General features: G+C 69.5%; 16 protein-coding genes. 4 read left to right on the forward strand and 12 right to left on the reverse strand.

From position 1 onward, the window contains the following. Positions 1-54: 54 nt before the first annotated feature. The 11 genes from CBM2588_RS11755 to CBM2588_RS11805 form a co-directional block, all read right to left on the reverse strand. Complete coding sequence (locus CBM2588_RS11755; protein WP_115680657.1) at positions 55-1,215, reverse strand: CaiB/BaiF CoA transferase family protein; 1,161 nt, start codon at positions 1,213-1,215, stop codon at positions 55-57. A gap of 12 nt (positions 1,216-1,227) precedes the next feature. Next, positions 1,228-2,394, reverse strand: coding sequence for an acyl-CoA dehydrogenase family protein (locus tag CBM2588_RS11760; RefSeq protein WP_092309676.1), 1,167 nt, complete (start codon positions 2,392-2,394; stop codon positions 1,228-1,230). A 40-nt stretch (positions 2,395-2,434) separates the two neighbouring features. After that, positions 2,435-3,412, reverse strand: coding sequence for a Bug family tripartite tricarboxylate transporter substrate binding protein (locus CBM2588_RS11765; protein WP_115680658.1), 978 nt, complete (start codon positions 3,410-3,412; stop codon positions 2,435-2,437). A 47-nt stretch (positions 3,413-3,459) separates the two neighbouring features. Next, a complete protein-coding gene (locus CBM2588_RS11770; RefSeq protein ID WP_115680659.1) occupies positions 3,460-3,849 on the reverse strand; it encodes a cupin domain-containing protein in 390 nt (129 codons plus the stop codon). A gap of 178 nt (positions 3,850-4,027) precedes the next feature. Further along, a complete protein-coding gene (gene kdpE / locus CBM2588_RS11775; RefSeq protein ID WP_115680660.1) occupies positions 4,028-4,723 on the reverse strand; it encodes a two-component system response regulator KdpE in 696 nt (231 codons plus the stop codon). A gap of 31 nt (positions 4,724-4,754) precedes the next feature. Continuing rightward, on the reverse strand, positions 4,755-7,619 hold the full coding sequence (locus CBM2588_RS11780; protein WP_115680661.1) for a DUF4118 domain-containing protein: 2,865 nt from the start codon (positions 7,617-7,619) through the stop codon (positions 4,755-4,757). A 111-nt stretch (positions 7,620-7,730) separates the two neighbouring features. Continuing rightward, positions 7,731-8,360, reverse strand: a complete 630-nt coding sequence (gene kdpC, locus CBM2588_RS11785) for a potassium-transporting ATPase subunit KdpC (RefSeq protein ID WP_115680662.1) — start codon at positions 8,358-8,360, stop codon at positions 7,731-7,733. 44 nt (positions 8,361-8,404) lie between these two features. Continuing rightward, the gene (gene kdpB / locus CBM2588_RS11790; RefSeq protein ID WP_172583619.1) at positions 8,405-10,600 is read right to left on the reverse strand and encodes a potassium-transporting ATPase subunit KdpB; all 2,196 of its coding nucleotides are present in this window, start codon (positions 10,598-10,600) and stop codon (positions 8,405-8,407) included. Positions 10,601-10,643: 43 nt separating this feature from the next. Further along, positions 10,644-12,473 carry a potassium-transporting ATPase subunit KdpA gene (kdpA, locus tag CBM2588_RS11795; RefSeq protein ID WP_115680664.1) on the reverse strand — a complete coding sequence of 610 codons (1,830 nt, stop codon included), beginning with the start codon at positions 12,471-12,473 and terminating at the stop codon, positions 10,644-10,646. Next, on the reverse strand, positions 12,473-12,562 hold the full coding sequence (locus tag CBM2588_RS11800; RefSeq protein WP_111517532.1) for a potassium-transporting ATPase subunit F: 90 nt from the start codon (positions 12,560-12,562) through the stop codon (positions 12,473-12,475). Before CBM2588_RS11800 ends, kdpA begins: the two co-directional genes overlap by 1 nt. Next, entirely contained in the window at positions 12,562-12,711 is a 150-nt protein-coding gene (locus CBM2588_RS11805) for a hypothetical protein (protein WP_172583581.1), read from the reverse strand. The genes CBM2588_RS11800 and CBM2588_RS11805 overlap by 1 nt, the downstream gene beginning before the upstream one ends. 452 nt (positions 12,712-13,163) lie before the next feature. Here CBM2588_RS11805 and rpsU point away from each other — a divergent pair, with 452 nt between their 5' ends. From rpsU to CBM2588_RS11825, 4 genes are all read left to right on the forward strand, one after another. Then, positions 13,164-13,376: a 30S ribosomal protein S21 gene (gene rpsU, locus CBM2588_RS11810; RefSeq protein WP_010814647.1), complete on the forward strand. Its 213-nt coding sequence runs from the start codon at positions 13,164-13,166 to the stop codon at positions 13,374-13,376. A gap of 162 nt (positions 13,377-13,538) precedes the next feature. Then, positions 13,539-14,450 (forward strand): nodulation factor ABC transporter ATP-binding protein NodI, encoded by a 912-nt coding sequence (gene nodI / locus CBM2588_RS11815; RefSeq protein WP_115680665.1) that lies wholly within the window; start codon positions 13,539-13,541, stop codon positions 14,448-14,450. A gap of 13 nt (positions 14,451-14,463) precedes the next feature. After that, entirely contained in the window at positions 14,464-15,315 is an 852-nt protein-coding gene (locus CBM2588_RS11820) for an ABC transporter permease (RefSeq protein ID WP_115680666.1), read from the forward strand. 39 nt (positions 15,316-15,354) lie between these two features. Then, entirely contained in the window at positions 15,355-15,705 is a 351-nt protein-coding gene (locus tag CBM2588_RS11825; RefSeq protein WP_231942134.1) for a hypothetical protein, read from the forward strand. 4 nt (positions 15,706-15,709) lie between these two features. Here CBM2588_RS11825 and CBM2588_RS11830 read toward each other — a convergent pair whose 3' ends face one another. Continuing rightward, entirely contained in the window at positions 15,710-16,915 is a 1,206-nt protein-coding gene (locus tag CBM2588_RS11830; protein ID WP_115681470.1) for an O-succinylhomoserine sulfhydrylase, read from the reverse strand. Positions 16,916-17,067: the final 152 nt, after the last annotated feature.

A 17,067-nucleotide genomic window follows, 5' to 3' on the forward strand; every position in this document is an offset into this window, starting at 1 on the left:
GCTTCCTCGACTTCAGTATCCGTTGGCCGGGATTGTACGCGGCGGCAGCGCGGGTCAGTCCTCCTGACCGGCGGCTGGCGGCAAGGCCTGCGGCCAGCTGCGGATATTGCCGGGCGTGCGAGAGAAGCGCGTGGGAATGCCCACGCCGCGCAGGCGCCCTTCGCTCGGATGGTCGTATTCGAACATCATGCCGGTGGCGCGCAGGTGCGGGTCGTCGGCGAGGCTGTCGAAATGCGGCACCTCGCTGTGCGGGATGTCGGCATCGCGCAGCAGCGCCAGCCATGCGGCGGTGGTGCGCTGCGCGACGATCTCGGCCAGCGTGGCATAGAGCGCGTCGATATTGGCGCTGCGCGCGGCCGGCGTGGCGTAGCGCGGATCGCTGGCCAGCGGCGCATGGCCGGAGACATCGAAGAAGCGCTGCCATTGCGCGCTGGTGTACGGCAGCAGCGCGATATGCCCGTCGCGGGTGCGGTACGGCTTGCGGTGCAGCGACATCACGCGCGGATAGCCGGCCGGCCCGAGCGGCGGCACGAAGGTCTGCCCGGCCAGCTGTTCCGTGGCCAGGAACGACACCAGCGTTTCGAACATCGGCACCTCGATGGCCTGGCCGCGGCCGGAGCGCTCGCGCTCGTACAGCGCCATCGGGATCGCATAGGCCACGGTCAGCCCGGCGACCTTGTCGGCGAGGATGGTGTTGACGTACTGCGGCCCTTCGTTCGAGTTGGCGCCCTGGAACTGCGCCATGCCGCTGCGCGCCTGGATGATGTCGTCGAACGCGGGCGCGCCGGCGTACGGCCCTGACTCCGAATAACCATAGGCACCGCAGTAGATCAGCCGCGGATGGTCCGCGCACAGCGAGGCATAGTCCAGCCCGAGCTTGCGCAGCGACTGCGGCCGCACGTTCGAGACAAAGACGTCGGCGCCGGCGATCAGCGCCTTCAGCGCCGCCAGGTCGTCGGGCTGCTTCACGTCCAGCACCACGAACTGCTTGTTGCGGTTCAGGTTCAGGAAGCTGGCGCCCATGGCGGCGTGCCGCGCCGGCTCGGCATGGCGGAACACATCGCCCGCCGGCGGCTCGACCTTGATCACCTCGGCGCCCATGTCGCCGAGGATCTGGGTGGCATACGGCCCCATCGCCACCGAGGTCATGTCGATCACGCGGATTCCGGCCAGCGGCCCGGTCGGCGCACTGCCCTGCACTGGCTTGTCTTGCATCGCCGCTCCCGCTCAGTACGACTTGGGCAAGCCCAGCACGCGCTCGGCGATAAAGCACAGGATCAGCTGCGGGCTGACCGGCGCGATGCGCGGGATATAGGACTCGCGCAGCAGCCGCTCGACCCGGTACTCGCGCGAGTAGCCCATGCCGCCCAGCGTCAGGATCGCGGTCTGGCAGGCATTGTGGCCGGCCTCGGCGGCGAGGTACTTGGCGGCATTGGCCTCGGCCCCGCACGACTGGCCCGCGTCGTAGCGCGCCGCGGCCTTGAGCATCATCAGGTTGGCCGACTCCAGCTGCATCCACGCCTGCGCCAGCGGATGCTGCACGCCCTGGTTCATGCCGATGGGGCGGCCGAACACCACGCGCTCCTTGGCGTATTGGGTAGCGATGGCCAGCGCCGCGCGTCCCAGCCCGATGGCCTCGGCCGCGATCAGGATGCGCTCCGGATTGAGCCCGTGCAGGATGTACTCGAAGCCCTTGCCCTCTTCGCCGATGCGGTCTTCGTCGGGAATGAACAGGTCGTCGATAAACAGCATGTTGGTGTCGACGGCGGCGCGGCCCATCTTGTCGATCTCGCGGATCTCGATCTTGCTGCGGTCGACCCTGGTGTAGAACAGCGACAGCCCTTCGGTCGACTTCTTCACCGACTCCAGCGGCGTGGTGCGCGCCAGCAGCAGCATGCGGTCGGCCACCTGCGCGGTCGAGATCCAGATCTTGCGGCCGCTCACCGAGTAGCCGCCCGGCACCTTGCGCGCAAAGGTCTTGAGCTTGGTGGTGTCCAGCCCGGCGTCGGGCTCGGTCACGCCGAAGCAGGCCTTCTCCTGGCCGGCGATCAGCGGCGGCAGGAAGCGGCCCTTCTGCGCGTCGGTGCCGAACACCACCACCGGGTTCAGGCCGAACACGTTCATGTGCACCGCCGACGCGCCGGTCATGCCCGCGCCCGACTGCGAGATGGTCTGCATCACCAGCGCCGCTTCCAGGATGCCCAGCCCCGCGCCGCCGAAGGCCTCGGGCATGGCCACGCCGAGCCAGCCGCCTTCGCACAGCGTCTTGTAAAACTCATGCGGATAGGTGCCGGACTTGTCGAGGCGGTCCCAGTATTCCATGTCGAATTGCGCGCAGACCTGCTGCACCGCCTCGACGATGGAGGCCTGTTCTTCGGAGAGATCGAAATTCATCGCGTTACCTGCTTGCTGTCGTTGTCTGTTCGACGGTGTCTTATTCCGGCTGGATGCCTGCGTCCTTCACCAGCCGCGCCCACTTCTGCAACTCGGCCACGACGAACTGGTTGAGCTCGGCCGGCGTGCTGCCGAAGGGCTCGAAGCCGAGCGCGTGGAACTGTGCCGCATGCTGCTTGCTGGTGGCGATCGCGACCAGCTCGCGGTTCAGGCGCTCGACTACCGGGGCCGGCACTCCGGCCGGGCCGAACACGCCGTTCCACGAGGTCACGTCGAAACCCTTCAGTTCCGGCACGCTCGCCAGCGGCGGCAGGTCGGGCAGCAGCGCACTGCGCTGCGCGGTGGTGACCGCCAGCGCGCGCAGCTTGCCGGCGCGCACGTTGGCGATGCCGGCGGCAAAGTCGACGAACATGGCCTGCACCTGGCCGCCCATCACGTCGGTCATCGCCGGCGGCGTGCTCTTGTACGGCACGTGCAGCATCTTCAGCCCCGCCATCTTCGACAGCGTCGCGCCCGAGACGATGCCGGTGCTGTTGCCGCTGGCATAGGTCAGGCCCGGATGCGCCTTGGCGTAGTCGACGAACTCGCGCAGCGTCTTGACCGGCAGCGCCGGGTTGACCACCAGCATGAACGGCAGATTGCCCATGCGCGAGATCGGCGTGAAATCCTTGACCGGGTCATAGCGCAGCTGCTTCATCAGCGACGGGTTGGCCGAATGCGTGGTGTTGGTGGTCATGAACAGCGTATAGCCGTCGGCGGGCGCCTTGGCCACGAACTCGGCGGCGATGGTGCCGTTGGCGCCGGGCTTGTTGTCCACCACCACCGGCTGCTGCAGCGACTCGCCCAGGTATTTGGCGGTCAGGCGCGCCACGGCATCGGTGCCGCTGCCGGCGGCAAACGGCACCACCAGGCGCAGCGGCTTGGCGGGGAATTCATCGGCGGCCAGCGCCGGGTTGGCGGCCAGCGCCGCGCTGCAACCCAGCAACAGGCCGGCAAACGCGTTCTTGAAGGACTTCACGGTGGTTGTCTCCTGTCGTTATGTGCCCTGCCCGTGAGCGCCGCCGGTCAGGCAGGCCGTATCACGCGGTCAGGGGATTCCTCGTAGGGCGGGGAATAGATCACCAGAATCTTCGCCGGCTCGTCGCTGACCACCGTGAAGACATGCATCTGGTCCGGCGGGAAGAAACAGCAGTCGCCCGGACCCAGCTCGCGGCGCTGGCCGCCGACCTCGGCAACGGCGCGTCCTTCGAGCACGTAGCAGACCTGCTCGATGCCGGGATGCGCGTGCGGCAGCGCGCCCTTGCCCTTCTCGATGGTGCCGTGGATCACTTCCAGGTGGCGCGAACCGACCGTTTCCGGCGCGATCAGCCGGCGGTTGAGCGTGCCGACATGGTTGGCGGGGTGGTAGCCCTCGACCTCCGCGGTCGAGATGAAATACACAGGTTGGTCGGGCATGCGGGTCTCCTGCATGAATTCATGTTTATGAATAACAGTTTATACACATGAATTTAACCGTCAAACGTTTTTTGGGGCGTTTGCGGGTTTACCGGGAGCGGATGGCATGGACGAGCGCCGCCCTCACGCAGCGCGTGATCGGTCGGAAACGGATGGTGTGAAGTGGGCTTCCCCGGGCTCAGCCGGCGAAGCGGTAACCCACGCCGACCTCGGTCAGCAGCCACGCCGGCTGGGCTGGGTCGGCCTCCAGCTTGTGCCGCAGGTGCCCCATGTAGACGCGCAGATAGTGGCTGCTGTCGGCATGGGACGGTCCCCACACTTCGCGCAGCAGCTCGCGGTGCGTCATGACCTTGCCGCGGTGCGCCAGCAGCACGGCAAGCAGGCGGTATTCGATCGGGGTCAGGTGCACCGCCTCGCCGCCGCGCGTGACCTGCCGGTTGGCGAGGTCGACGGCGACATCGCCGAACGCCACCTGCGCCCGCCCCTGCGCGCCGGCGCGCGCATGCCGGCGTAACAGCACACGCAGCCGCGCCACCAGTTCGCCCACGCCGAAGGGCTTGGTCAGGTAGTCGTCGGCGCCGGCGTCGAGCGCGCGGATCTTCTCGGTCTCGTCGGTGCGCGCCGACAGCACCAGCACCGGCACTTCGGTCCAGGTGCGCAACTCGCCGATCATCGACACGCCGTCGCCGTCGGGCAGGCCCAGGTCCAGGATCACCAGGTCGGGCTGGCGCGTGCCGGCCTCGATCAGGCCGCGCTGCAGCGTATCGGCCTCGTGCACGATGCAGCCCTCGTCCTGCAGCGCCGCGCGCACGAAGCGGCGGATATGGGGCTCGTCTTCCACCAGCAGCACCGTGGGCGAAAACTCGAATGGCATGACGCGTTGCTTCCTTGCAAGTTGGGCGGCTTCAGGCCGGCACGCCGGCCGCTTCGGGCTCCAGCACGGGCGGGGTGCCGCGCGGCAGCGTGACCACGAAGCGCGCCCCGGCCCCATCGACCTTCGCGGCCTGCGCCGGATGCACCGGCTCGACCCGGATGCTGCCGCCGTGCGCCTGCACGATCGCCTCGCACACGGCCAGGCCCAGGCCGACGCCGCTGGTGGCGGATTCGCGCTCGCCGCGCGTGAATTTCTCGAACACCTGGCGCGCCATCGCGGCCGGCACGCCGGGGCCGTCGTCCTCGACGATCAGATGCACCGACGCTTCGGTGACCTCGCCGCGCAGCCGGATCTCGGTGCCCGGCGCGGTGTACTTGGCGGCGTTCTCGAGCAGGTTGCACAGCACGCGCTCGATCAGCACGCCATCGCATTCCACCAGCGGCAGCGCCGACAGGTCGGCCACCACCACGCGGTGCCGCGCGAGCGCGTCGCGCAGCGACGCCAGCGCCGCGCCGGCCAGTTCCTCGAACGACTGCCAGGTCTTGCGCAGCGCCACGTCGGGGCCCTGCAGCCGCGCCATGTCGAGCAGGTTGGCCACCATCGCATGCATGCGCCGCGCCTGGTCGCGCATGGCACCGACCGTTTCGGCCACGCCCGGCGCCAGCGGCGGCGTGCCGCGCTGCAGAGTCTCGGCCATGCCGATCAGGCTGGTCAGCGGCGTGCGCAGGTCATGCGACACCGCCGCCAGCAGCGAGCTGCGCAAACGTTCGGACTCCATCGTCAGCAGGGCCTGCTGCGCGACCTCGACGTAATGCAGCCGCTCCAGCGCGATCGCGATCAGCGTGGCGAAGACATCGGCCTGGCGCCGCAGCGCCGGCTGCGCGAAGGCACGCCAGGCGCGCGGCTCGACTGCTAGCACGCCGCGCACCTGCATCGGCGCTTTCAGCGGCAGGTACAGCACCGTGCCCGCCGGCAGCGTGTCGGTGCCGGTGCCGGCCGGCTGGCCGTGGTCGAACACCCATTGCGCCAGCACATGGTCGATGGCGTCGCTCTGCGCGGCGACGCCGGCTTGCGCATTGCTCTGTGCATCGGTAGCGGCAGGCAGCAGCCGCCCTTGCGGGCCGGCCAGGAAGAATGCCGCACGAGCGTCGAACGCCGCGCGCAGGAAGCGGCTGCCGATGGCGACGATCTGCGCATCGGTCAGCGCCGCCGACAGTTCGCGCGCCAATTCGTACAGCGTGCGCGCATCGGTCTCGCGCTGGACCGACACGCGCGCCTGCTCGCGCAGCCCGGCGGTGAGCTGCCCGATCACCAGCCCCACCGCCAGCATCACCAGGAAGGTCACCAGGTATTGCACGTCGCTGACCGCGAACGACAGCTGCGGCGGCACGAAGAAGAAGTCGAACGCGCCCACCGCCACCAGCGCGGCGAAGGCGCCGGCGGTGCGTCCGTGGCGCAGCGCCACGCCCGCCACCGCCAGCAGGAACAGCATGGCGATATTGACCAGGTCGAACCATGGCCGCGCCAGCGCCGACAGCGCGGTGGCGCCGGCACACCAGGCCACCGCCCACAGCAGGCCGGGCCACTGCGCCGGACCGGCCTCTTCAACTTGTGGTTGGATGCCATGCACATTGCGGACGGCATCGGGCGCGTCATGCCGGACCCCGTCGGCGGCGACGCGGATCACGTCGACCTCCGGACACGCGGCCGCCAGCGCGTCGGCAAAGCTGCTGCGCCCGAACAGCCAGGCGCGCGCACCCAGCCACGGCGCCAGCAGCTGCGCCAGCCACGCATGCAGGCGCCCCGGCAGCGCACCGCCACGGTCACGCCAGCGCGCCGGGGTGCGGCCGATCAGGACCTTGGTCAGGTTGTGCCGGCGCACATAGCCGGCCACCGCCGCCACCATGTCGCTGCCGGCCAGGGTCTCGGTGCGCGCGCCCAGCGACTCGGCCAGCCGCGTGGCCTCGTCGAGCTGCGCGCGCAGCGGGTCAGGCACCGGCGCCAGCCGCGGCACCGACACTGTCACCACATGGCAGTCGCAATCGAGCTGCGCGGCCAGCCGGCGCGCGCTGCGCACCACCTGCGCGGCATCGCTGCCGAGGCCGATGCAGGCCAGCACGGCTTCGCGCGTGCGCCACACCGGCTCGATCGACGCCTGCTGGCGGTAGGCGCGCACATCGTCGTCGACGCGGTCGGCGGTGCGGCGCAGCGCCAGCTCGCGCAGCGCGATCAGGTTGCCCTTGCGGAAGAAGTGCTGCACCGCGTGGCGGGCCTGTTCGGGGACGTACACACGGCCTTCGCGCAGCCGGCGCAGCAGCTCGTCGGCGGGCAGGTCGACCAGCACCACTTCGTCGGCCTCGTCGAAGACCGCGTCGGGCACGGTCTCGCGCACGCGGATGCCGGTGATGCCGGCCACCGCCTGGTTCAGGCTGTCGAGGTGCTGGACGTTGACGGTGGTCCAGACGTCGATGCCGGCCGAGCGCAGCTCGGCAATGTCCTGCCAGCGCTTGGGATGGCGGCTGCCGGGCGCGTTGCTGTGGGCCAGTTCGTCCACCAGCACCAGCGCCGGCCGGCGTGCCAGCGCGGCGTCGAGGTCGAATTCCTGCAGCGCACGGCCGCGGTGCTCGAGCACGCGCCGCGGCAGTTGCTCGAGGCCTTCGGCCAGCGCCTCGGTCTCGGCGCGGCCATGGCTTTCGACCACGCCCACCACCACATCGCCGCCCTGTTCACGCAGCGCGCGTGCCGCCGCCAGCATCGCAAAGGTCTTGCCGACCCCCGCCGAGGCGCCGAAGTAGATGCGCAGGCGTCCGCGCGCGGCGCGTTCGCCGTCGGCCTGCAGGCGTTGCAGCAGGTGGTCGGGATCGGGGCGGAGGTCGTCGGCTGGGCGCGCGGGCATGGTGGGCGCGCTCACGTTGCGGCAGCGCGAGCGCAGCCAGATTGTGCCATGCAGGCCGGCGCGAGGTTCGCCGCGAAGTTCGCCGCGAAGTTCGCCGCGAGGTTCGCCGCGTCAGCGCGCCGGCAGCGCATCCAGTGCCAGGTTCAGCTGCAGCACGTTGACGCCGGCCTCGCCCAGCACCGGCAGCAGCGGCCTGTCGGTATGCGCGGCGATCAGCGCGCGCACCTGCGCAAGCGGCAAACCCCGCGCCCGCGCCACGCGCGCCGCCTGGTACTCGGCCGCGGCCACGCTGATATGCGGGTCCAGGCCGCTGCCGGAGGCGGTGACCAGGTCCACCGGCACCGGCGCGGTGTTGCCGGGATCGGCCGCGCGCAACGCCTCGATGCGCGCGCGTGCCGCATCGGCCAGCGCCGGGTTCGACGGCCCCAGGTTGGAGCCGCCGGAAGCCCCGCCGTTATAAGGCATCGGCGCGGTCGCCGAGAGCCGGCCCCAGAAGTCCCCGGGCGCGGAGAACGGCTGGCCGATCAACTCGGATCCCAGCACCTTGCCGTCGCGCACGATCAGCGAGCCGGCCGCCTCGTGCGGAAAGGCCGCGCCGGCAATCATGGTGATCGCCGCGGGGTACAGCAGGCCGGTCAGCAGCGACAGCGCCAGCAGGATGACCAGCGCCGGGCGCATCAGGCCGCCCTGCTCTTCGGTGTGCGCGGCGTGCGCGGTGTCGGCAGTGATTGGATTGGACATGGTTGCTCCGAACATTGTTTGAGGTCGGGTCGGGTCGGGTCGGATCAGGCCCAGCCCATGGCGGCCAGGCCCAGGTCGATCAGCTTGATGCCGGCAAACGGCAGCGCGATGCCGCCCAGCCCGTACACCAGCAGGTTGCGGCGCAGCAACGCGGCGGCGCCGAGCGCGCGGTAGCGCACGCCACGCAGCGCCAGCGGGATCAGCACCACGATGATCAGCGCGTTGAAGATCACCGCCGACAGGATCGCCGATGCCGGCGTGGCGAGCCCCATCACGTTGAGCAGGCCGAGCTGCGGATAGGTGGTGGCAAAGGCCGCGGGAATGATCGCGAAATACTTGGCCAGGTCGTTGGCCACGCTGAAGGTGGTGAGCGCGCCGCGGGTCATCAGCATCTGCTTGCCGATGCCGACGATCTCGATCAGCTTGGTCGGGTTGCTGTCGAGGTCGACCATGTTGCCGGCCTCGCGCGCGGCCTGGGTGCCGCTGTTCATGGCGACCGCGACGTCGGCCTGCGCCAGCGCCGGGGCGTCGTTGGTGCCGTCGCCGGTCATCGCCACCAGCCGGCCTTCGGCCTGATACTGGCGGATCAGCGCCAGCTTGGCTTCGGGCGTGGCCTCGGCAAGGAAGTCGTCGACACCCGCCTCGGCGGCGATCGCGGCGGCGGTCAGCCGGTTGTCGCCGGTGATCATCACGGTGCGGATGCCCATGCGGCGCAGTTCGCCGAAGCGCTCGCGGATGCCGCGCTTGACCGTGTCCTTCAGCTCCACCACGCCCAGCACGCGCACCTCGGCCCCGGCCAGCTCGGCCACCACCAGCGGCGTGCTGCCGGCCCGCGCCACGTCCTCGACCGCGTGCGTGACCGCATCGGGAAACTTGCCCGCATGCTCGGCCACGTAGCGGCGCACGGCATCGGCCGCGCCCTTGCGCACGCTGCGCCGCGACGCGCCGTCGTCGAGGTCGACGCCGCTCATGCGCGTCTGCGCGCTGAACGGCACGAACACCGGCCGCGCCGAGCCCATGCCCGGGGCGTCGGCGCCGGCCTGCTGGCGCGCCAGCGCCACGATGCTGCGGCCCTCCGGGGTTTCATCGGCGAGCGACGACAGCCACGCCGCGGCCGCCAGCTGGCGTTCGCTCACGCCCGGTGCCGGCAGCATCCGCGCGGCCTGGCGGTTGCCCAGCGTGATCGTGCCGGTCTTGTCGAGCAGCAGCACGTCGACGTCGCCGGCCGCTTCCACCGCGCGGCCCGAGGTCGCGATCACATTGGCCGCCATCATGCGGCTCATGCCGGCCACGCCGATCGCCGACAGCAGCCCGCCGATGGTGGTCGGGATCAGGCACACAAGCAGCGCCACCAGTACCGTCACCGTGACCGGCAGCCCCGCGCCCGTCACCAGCACGCTGTAGGCGGAGAACGGCAGCAGCGTGGCCGTGGCCAGCAGCAGCACCATCGACAGCCCGACCAGCAAGATGGTCAGCGCCAGCTCGTTGGGCGTCTTCTGGCGCCGCGCGCCTTCCACCATCGAGATCATCCGGTCGATAAAGCTCTCGCCGGGATTGGTGGTGATGCGCACCACGATCCAGTCGGACAGCACGCGGGTGCCGCCGGTGACCGACGAGAAATCGCCGCCGGATTCGCGGATCACCGGTGCCGACTCGCCCGTGATGGCGCTTTCGTCGACCGAGGCCACGCCTTCGATGACCTCGCCGTCGCCAGGGATCATGTCGCCGGCTTCGGCCAGCACCACGTCGCCGCGGCGCAGCGTGGTGGCCGGGCGCACCTGCATGGCACCGTCGCGGCGGCCCTCGGTCAGCACGCGCGCGCTTGCGGTGCGCTTGAGCCCGCGCAGCGACGCGGCCTGCTGGCGGCTGCGCCCTTCGGCCAGGGCCTCGGCAAAGTTGGCAAACAGCACCGTGACCCACAGCCAGGTCGTGACCGCGACGATAAAGCCAGCGCTTTCCGTGGCATGCGGCTGCGGCGCGACCATCGCGCGCAGCGCCAGCAGCGTGGTCAGGACGGCGCCGGCATAGACCACGAACATCACCGGGTTGCGCAGCTGCTCGCGCGGGGACAGCTTGCGCAGCGCCGCGAGCAGCGCCGGGCGCACCAGCTCGGGCGACAGCAGGCGGCGCGGCGCGCGCGCCGGGTCGTGCGCGGCATCGTGAGCCGGATTGTGGGCGGCGCCGTCCTCGGCTCGCTCCAGGGCGGCCTGGGGCCGCGTGGTCAGGGTATCGGGTTGCATCATGGATACAGGTTCGCTAGTGGCGATTCGTCAGGACTGGCGATCAGCGCGCGGCGCCCGCCAGCACGCCCTGCAGGTGCTCGGCGACCGGGCCCAGCGCCAGCGCCGGGACATAGGTCAGCGCGCCCACCATCAGCACGGCGCCGGCCAGCAGCACTACGAACAGCGCGCCGTGCGTGGGCATGGTGCCGCCGGTGGCCGGCAGCTTCGGCTTGGCCGCCAGCGAGCCCGCCAGCGCCAGCACCGGGATCACGATCCAGAAGCGGCCGAACCACATCGCCGCGGCCAGCAGCGTGTTGTAGAACGGGGTGTTGGCCGACAGGCCCGCGAACGCGCTGCCGTTGTTGTTGGCCGCCGAAGACAGCGCGTAGAGGATCTCGGAAAAGCCGTGCGTGCCCGGGTTGAACACACCCGCGCGCCCGGCGCCCGCCATCACCGCCACCGCCGTGCCCAGCAGCACCAGCAGCGGCGTGACCAGGATCACGATCACGGTCATCTTCATCTCGAAGGCCTCGATCTTCTTGCCGAGGTATTCCGGCGTGCGGCCGATCATCAGGCCGGCGATGAACACCGCCAGCACCGCATAGACCAGCATGCCGTACAGGCCGGAGCCGACCCCGCCGAACACCACCTCGCCCAGCTGCATCAGCAGCATCGGCACCATGCCGCCCAGCGCAGTGAAGGAATCGTGCATGGCATTGACCGCGCCGCACGACGCCGCCGTGGTGATCGCCGCGAACAGCGCGGAGGCGGCCACGCCGAAGCGCGTTTCCTTGCCTTCCATATTGCCGCCCGCCTGCAGCGCGGAACCCGCGTGGTCCAGCGGCAGCGCGGACAGCAGCGCGCCGGCGCGCTGCTCGGCGAGCGCGGCCAGGCACGCCATGGCCACGAACAGCAGCGTCATCGCCGCCAGCACCGCCACGCCCTGGCGCCGGTCCCGCACCATCTCGCCGAAGGTGAAACACAGCGCGGCCGGGATCAGGAAGATCGCCAGCATCTCGATCAGGTTGGACAGCGCGGTCGGGTTCTCGTACGGATGCGCCGAGTTGGCGTTGAAGAAGCCACCACCATTGGTGCCCAGCATCTTGATCGCCTCCTGCGAGGCCACCGGCCCCATCGGCAGCGTCTGCGTGTGCGCCGTGGCCGCACGGGTCAGCGCCTGACCTTGCGCATCGGCAACCGGATTGCCGGCGGCGTCCGTGACCGGCTGGCTGTAGGCCACCGGACGCAGCAGCGCGGCGTCGCGGTAGCCGCTGAAGTTCTGGATCACGCCCTGGCTCGCCAGTATCAGCGCAATGGCCGATGCCAGCGGCACCAGCACGTACAGCGTGATGCGCGTCAGGTCGACCCAGAAGTTGCCGATGCTGCCGGCGCGCTGGCGCGCGAAGCCGCGGATCAGCGCGAACACCACGGCGATGCCGGTGGCCGCCGAGACAAAGTTCTGCACCGTCAGCGCCAGCATCTGCGTCAGGTAGCTCATGGTCGATTCGCCACCATAGCCCTGCCAGTTGGTATTGGCGACGAAGCTCACCGCGGTGTTGAAGGCCGAGTCCGGCGACACCGCGCCGAAGCCCTGCGGGTTCAGCGGCAGCCAGCCCTGCAGGCGCTGCAGCGCATAGACCGCCACCGCGCCGAGCAGGTTGAAGGCGAGCACGGCCAGCGCGTAGCGCCGCCAGCCCATCTGCGCGCCGCCCCGCTCGCCGTCATGCACGCCGGCGAGCCGATACAGCGCGCGCTCGAGCGGCCGGCCCCAGCAGGTCAGGCGATAGTGGTCGTCTTCGACCGCGCGGCGCAGGTAGCGGCCCAGCAATGGGGCCAGGGCCAGCAGAAGGGTCAGGTACAGGGCCAGCAGGCCCGGGAAATCGGTCGGCATCAGAACTTCTCCGGGCGGCACAGGGCAATCAGCAGATAGAGGAAGATGGCCACGGCAAGCACGCCGGCCAGCAGTTCGGTCCAGTCCATCAGCGGTCTCCACCTGTGGTGGCGCCCGGCTGCGGCCGGTCCGCGGCAGATACCGGCCGCGCCGGGCCGCACAGCCATGCGCACAGCGCGACCAGGGCGACGCTGGCGGCGCCGAAGGCAATCAGAACGAGCAGGAACATCGCATCCATGTCGAGCAGAATCGTGAGTGGCAGACGTCACCCAGATTAGGGATGCGGGGATAAAAACGGGGTAGAAAGGCCCGCTACGGCTGTAAAAACGGTATAAAGACGGCTCGCGGTCGGGGGCCGACGCCTCGGCACGCCCGAAGTGGCCTGGCGATAACTTCCAGGCCCGGCCGCCGCGCCTGCGTTGCACTGCATTCTTGACAGCGCCGTCGTATACATGCCATAGTTACGGGCGTATAGCATTCATGGAAACCGGTACTGTCAGGCTCCAGTTATGTTCGGACCTGGCGCTATCACCCCTGACACTGGTTGCACGGACTGAAACGTCCACATCTTTCAGGTTCGCGGGGGCGCACCAGGGCATTGGCCCGGCGTGCAATACCAGTCGCTCCGGCGACCGCAGTTTCCCCCCGTGTGAACCAGCCGCCCCGGCGGCAATCCCCTAAAGGACTGAATTGACTAAGATCGTCTTGAAACCCGGTGAGCCCGTTGAAGTTGCAATGCGGCGTTTCCGTCGCGCCATTCTGCAGACTGGCCTGATCGTTGAACTCAAGAGCCGTACCGCTTACGAGAAGCCGACGACCGAGCGCAAGCGCAAGAAGAAGGCCGCCGAAGCACGCCTGCGCAAGCGCCTGCGCATGCAGATGCTGCCGAAGAAGATGTACTGATTCCGGTACGCTTCGCTGCCTGGCTAGCCAGGCAAAAAAACCGCCAGTTCGCTGGCGGTTTTTTTATTCCCGCGCCTGCTGCACCGCGCCAACCGAGGCCGGCGCGGATGACCGGCATAATGGCGGATATTGCGCCGTTGCGGCGCCACACCGGACCCTGCCTTGACTGCCATCCTCGAGTTGCGCAAGGTGCGCAAGCAATACGGCGACACGGTCGTGGTCGACGACCTCGACCTGCAGGTTTTCCGCGGCCAGTGCTTCGGCCTGCTGGGCCCCAACGGCGCCGGCAAGACCACCACGCTGCGGCTGCTGCTGGGCCTGACCACGCCGCTGGCGGGCACGCTGACGCTGTGCGGCGAGCCCATCCCCGAGCGTGCGCCGCAGGCACGCATGCGCGTGGGCGTGGTGCCGCAGTTCGACAATCTCGACCCCGACTTCTCGGTGATCGAGAACCTGCGCATCTTCGGCCGCTACTTCGGGCTGTCGTCGGCCGAGATCGAGCGGCGCGTGCCGAAGCTGCTGGAATTCGCGCGGCTGGAAAACCGCGCCGACGCGCAGGTGCGCGACCTCTCCGGCGGCATGCGCCGGCGCCTGACCGTGGCGCGCGCGCTGATCAACGACCCGGACCTGCTGGTAATGGACGAGCCCACCACCGGCCTCGACCCGCAGGCGCGCCACCTGATCTGGGAGCGGCTGAAGTCGCTGATGGCCAGCGGCAAGACCATCCTGCTGACCACGCACTTCATGGAGGAAGCCGAGCGGCTGTGCAACTACCTGTGCGTGATCGACGGCGGCCGCAAGATCGCCGAAGGCAAGCCGCACGAGCTGATCGACAGCCAGATCGGCTGCGACGTGGTCGAGGTCTATGGCGATGAACTGGAGACGCTGCGCGGCACCCTGACACCGCTGGCGCAGCGCACCGAAATGAGCGGCGAGACGCTGTTCTGCTACGTGCGCGAGCCCGCCCCGCTGCTGGCGGCGCTGCACGGCAGGAGCGGCGTGCGCTACCTGCACCGCCCGGCCAACCTCGAGGACGTGTTCCTCAAGCTGACCGGCCGCGAGATGCGGGACTGAAACAAGGGACGACATGAGCGAACAGGACCCCCGCGCGGACGCCGCCGATGCCTCCCCCGCCGCCGCCATGGCGTCGCGCCAGACCTATCCGCAGCCGCTGCTGCCGCGCAACCTGCGCAACTGGATGATGGTCTGGTACCGCAACTACATGGTGTGGAAGAAGCTGGCGATTCCGTCGATGATCGGCAACCTGGCCGACCCGATGATCTACCTGTTCGGCCTCGGCCTCGGGCTCGGGCTGATGGTGGGCCAGGTCGACGGGGTGTCGTATATCGCCTTCCTGGCGGCCGGCACCACCGCGTCCAGCGTGATGATGTCGGCCAGCTTCGAGTCGATGTATTCGGCGTTCTCGCGCATGCATGTGCAGCGCACCTGGGAAGCGATCATGCATGCGCCGCTGACGCTGGGCGACGTGGTGCTGGGCGAGATCGCCTGGGCCGCCAGCAAGGCGGTGCTGTCGGGGCTGGCCATCATGCTGGTGGCGGGCGCGCTCGGCTATGCGCAGATGCCGGGGGCGCTGCTGGCGTTGCCGGTGATCGTGCTGGCCGGGATCGCCTTCGCCGCGCTGGCGATGATCGTCACCGCGCTGGCGCCGAGCTACGACTTCTTCATGTTCTACCAGACCCTGGTGATGACGCCGATGCTGCTGCTGTCGGGCGTGTTCTTCCCGCTGGAACAGCTGCCCGAAGGTGTGCAGGCCGCCGCCAAGGCGCTGCCGCTGGCGCACGCCGTGGCGCTGATCCGGCCGCTGATGCTGGGCCGCCCGCTCGACGGCGCCAGCCTGCACCTGGCGGTGCTGGCCGCCTATGCGGTCATCGCGCTGGTGGTGTGCCTGGTGCTGCTGCGCCGCCGGCTGCTGCGCTGACTCGACCCCATGCCAGGCTCAACCAATACCAAGAGTTTTATGCCGGCTTTATTTCTGCGCCTGCGTCGCAACCTGCGCAACCATAGCGAAACCCGCGCCACCCTGCCGCGCATCGCCCCGATGCTGGCGGCCGCCTGCGCCGTCGCGTCGCTGTCCGCTTGCATGGTGGTCGGCGCCACCGTGGCGGTCGGCAGCGCCGCGGTGTCGACGGTGGCGACGGTGGGCTCGGCCGCGGTCAGCGTGGCCTCGACCGCGGTCGGCGCCACCTACGACGTCACCGCCGCCGGCGTCAAGGCGATGGCCGGCAGCGACGAGCCCGCGCCGCAAGCGCAGCCACCGCAAGGGCCAGTCCTGCAAGAACAGGCCCCGGTGGTCGCGGCGACCGAGTAGCGCCTCAGTCGCCCAGGCCGCGCAGCAGGTCGGCCTTCAGGTCCTCGACCGACTCCAGCCCCACCGCCAGGCGGATCAGCCCTTCGCCAACGCCCGCGGCCGCCTTGGCCTCGGGGCTCACGCGCGCATGCGTGGTGGTGTACGGGTGCGTGATGGTGGTGCGGGTGTCGCCCAGGTTTCCGGTGATCGAGCACAGCCGCGTGTTGTCGATCACGCGCCAGGCATTGGCGCGCTGCTGCTCGGGCGTGGCGCCCTTGAGTTCGAACGACACGATCGCGCCGCCGCCGCTTTGCTGGCGCATCGCGATCTGGTGCTGCGGGTGCGACGCCAGCGCCGGGTGGAACACGCGCGCCACCGCCGGATGCGATTCCAGGAACTGCGCCAGCGCCAGCGCGCTCGACGAATGGCGCTCCATGCGGATCGCCAGCGTCTCCATGCCCTTGAGCAACACCCAGGCATTGAACGCCGACAGCGTCGGCCCGGCGGTGCGCACGAACGGGAACACCTTGCCCATGATGAAGTCGTGCGTGCCCAGCACCGCGCCGCCCAGCACGCGGCCCTGGCCGTCGATATGCTTGGTCGCGGAATGCACCACGATGTCGGCGCCGAACTTCATCGGCTGCTGCAGCGCGGGCGAGCAGAAGCAGTTATCGACCACCAGCAGCGCCTTGGCGTCGTGGGCGATATCCGCGACTGCCGCGATGTCAGCCACTTCGGTCAGCGGGTTCGACGGCGTCTCCAGGAAAAAGAGCTTGGTGTTGGGCCGCACCGCCGCGCGCCACGCTTGCAGGTCGGTCGGATCGACGAAGGTGGTCTCGACGCCGAACTTGGCGAAGATATTGTTGAACAGCGTCATGGTCGAGCCGAAGATCGCGCGCGAGCTGACCAGGTGGTCGCCGGCCTGCATCGACGACAGCACCACCGACAGGATCGCGCTCATGCCCGAGGCCGTCGCCATGCAGGCCTGCGCCCCTTCCAGCGCGGCCAGGCGCGACTGGAACATCGACACGGTCGGGTTGGTGAAGCGCGAATAGGTGTAGCCCTCTTCCGAGTTGGCAAAGCGCTCGGCGGCCTCGGCGGCGCTGTTGAAGCAGAAGCTCGAGGTCAGGTACATGGCCTCGGAGTGCTCCATGAACTCGCTGCGCAGCGTGCCGGCGCGCACGCCGAGGGTATCGATGCCGAGCGATTCGGGATTGAGCGGTTGGTTCATGCTGGTGGCGCGGTCGTACCCGCGCGAATGCGATGGTTGCGACAAGCTGCGCAGCGCCCGGTGGACGGCGCGCGGCCATGAAAAAAGCCCGTGCGATCGGATGGTCGGATCGACGGGCTTGCTGTCCTGCGTGTGCGTATGCGTATGGCCTT

Source organism: Cupriavidus taiwanensis, from assembly GCF_900250075.1.
In the GTDB taxonomy this organism is placed as follows: domain Bacteria; phylum Pseudomonadota; class Gammaproteobacteria; order Burkholderiales; family Burkholderiaceae; genus Cupriavidus; species Cupriavidus taiwanensis_C.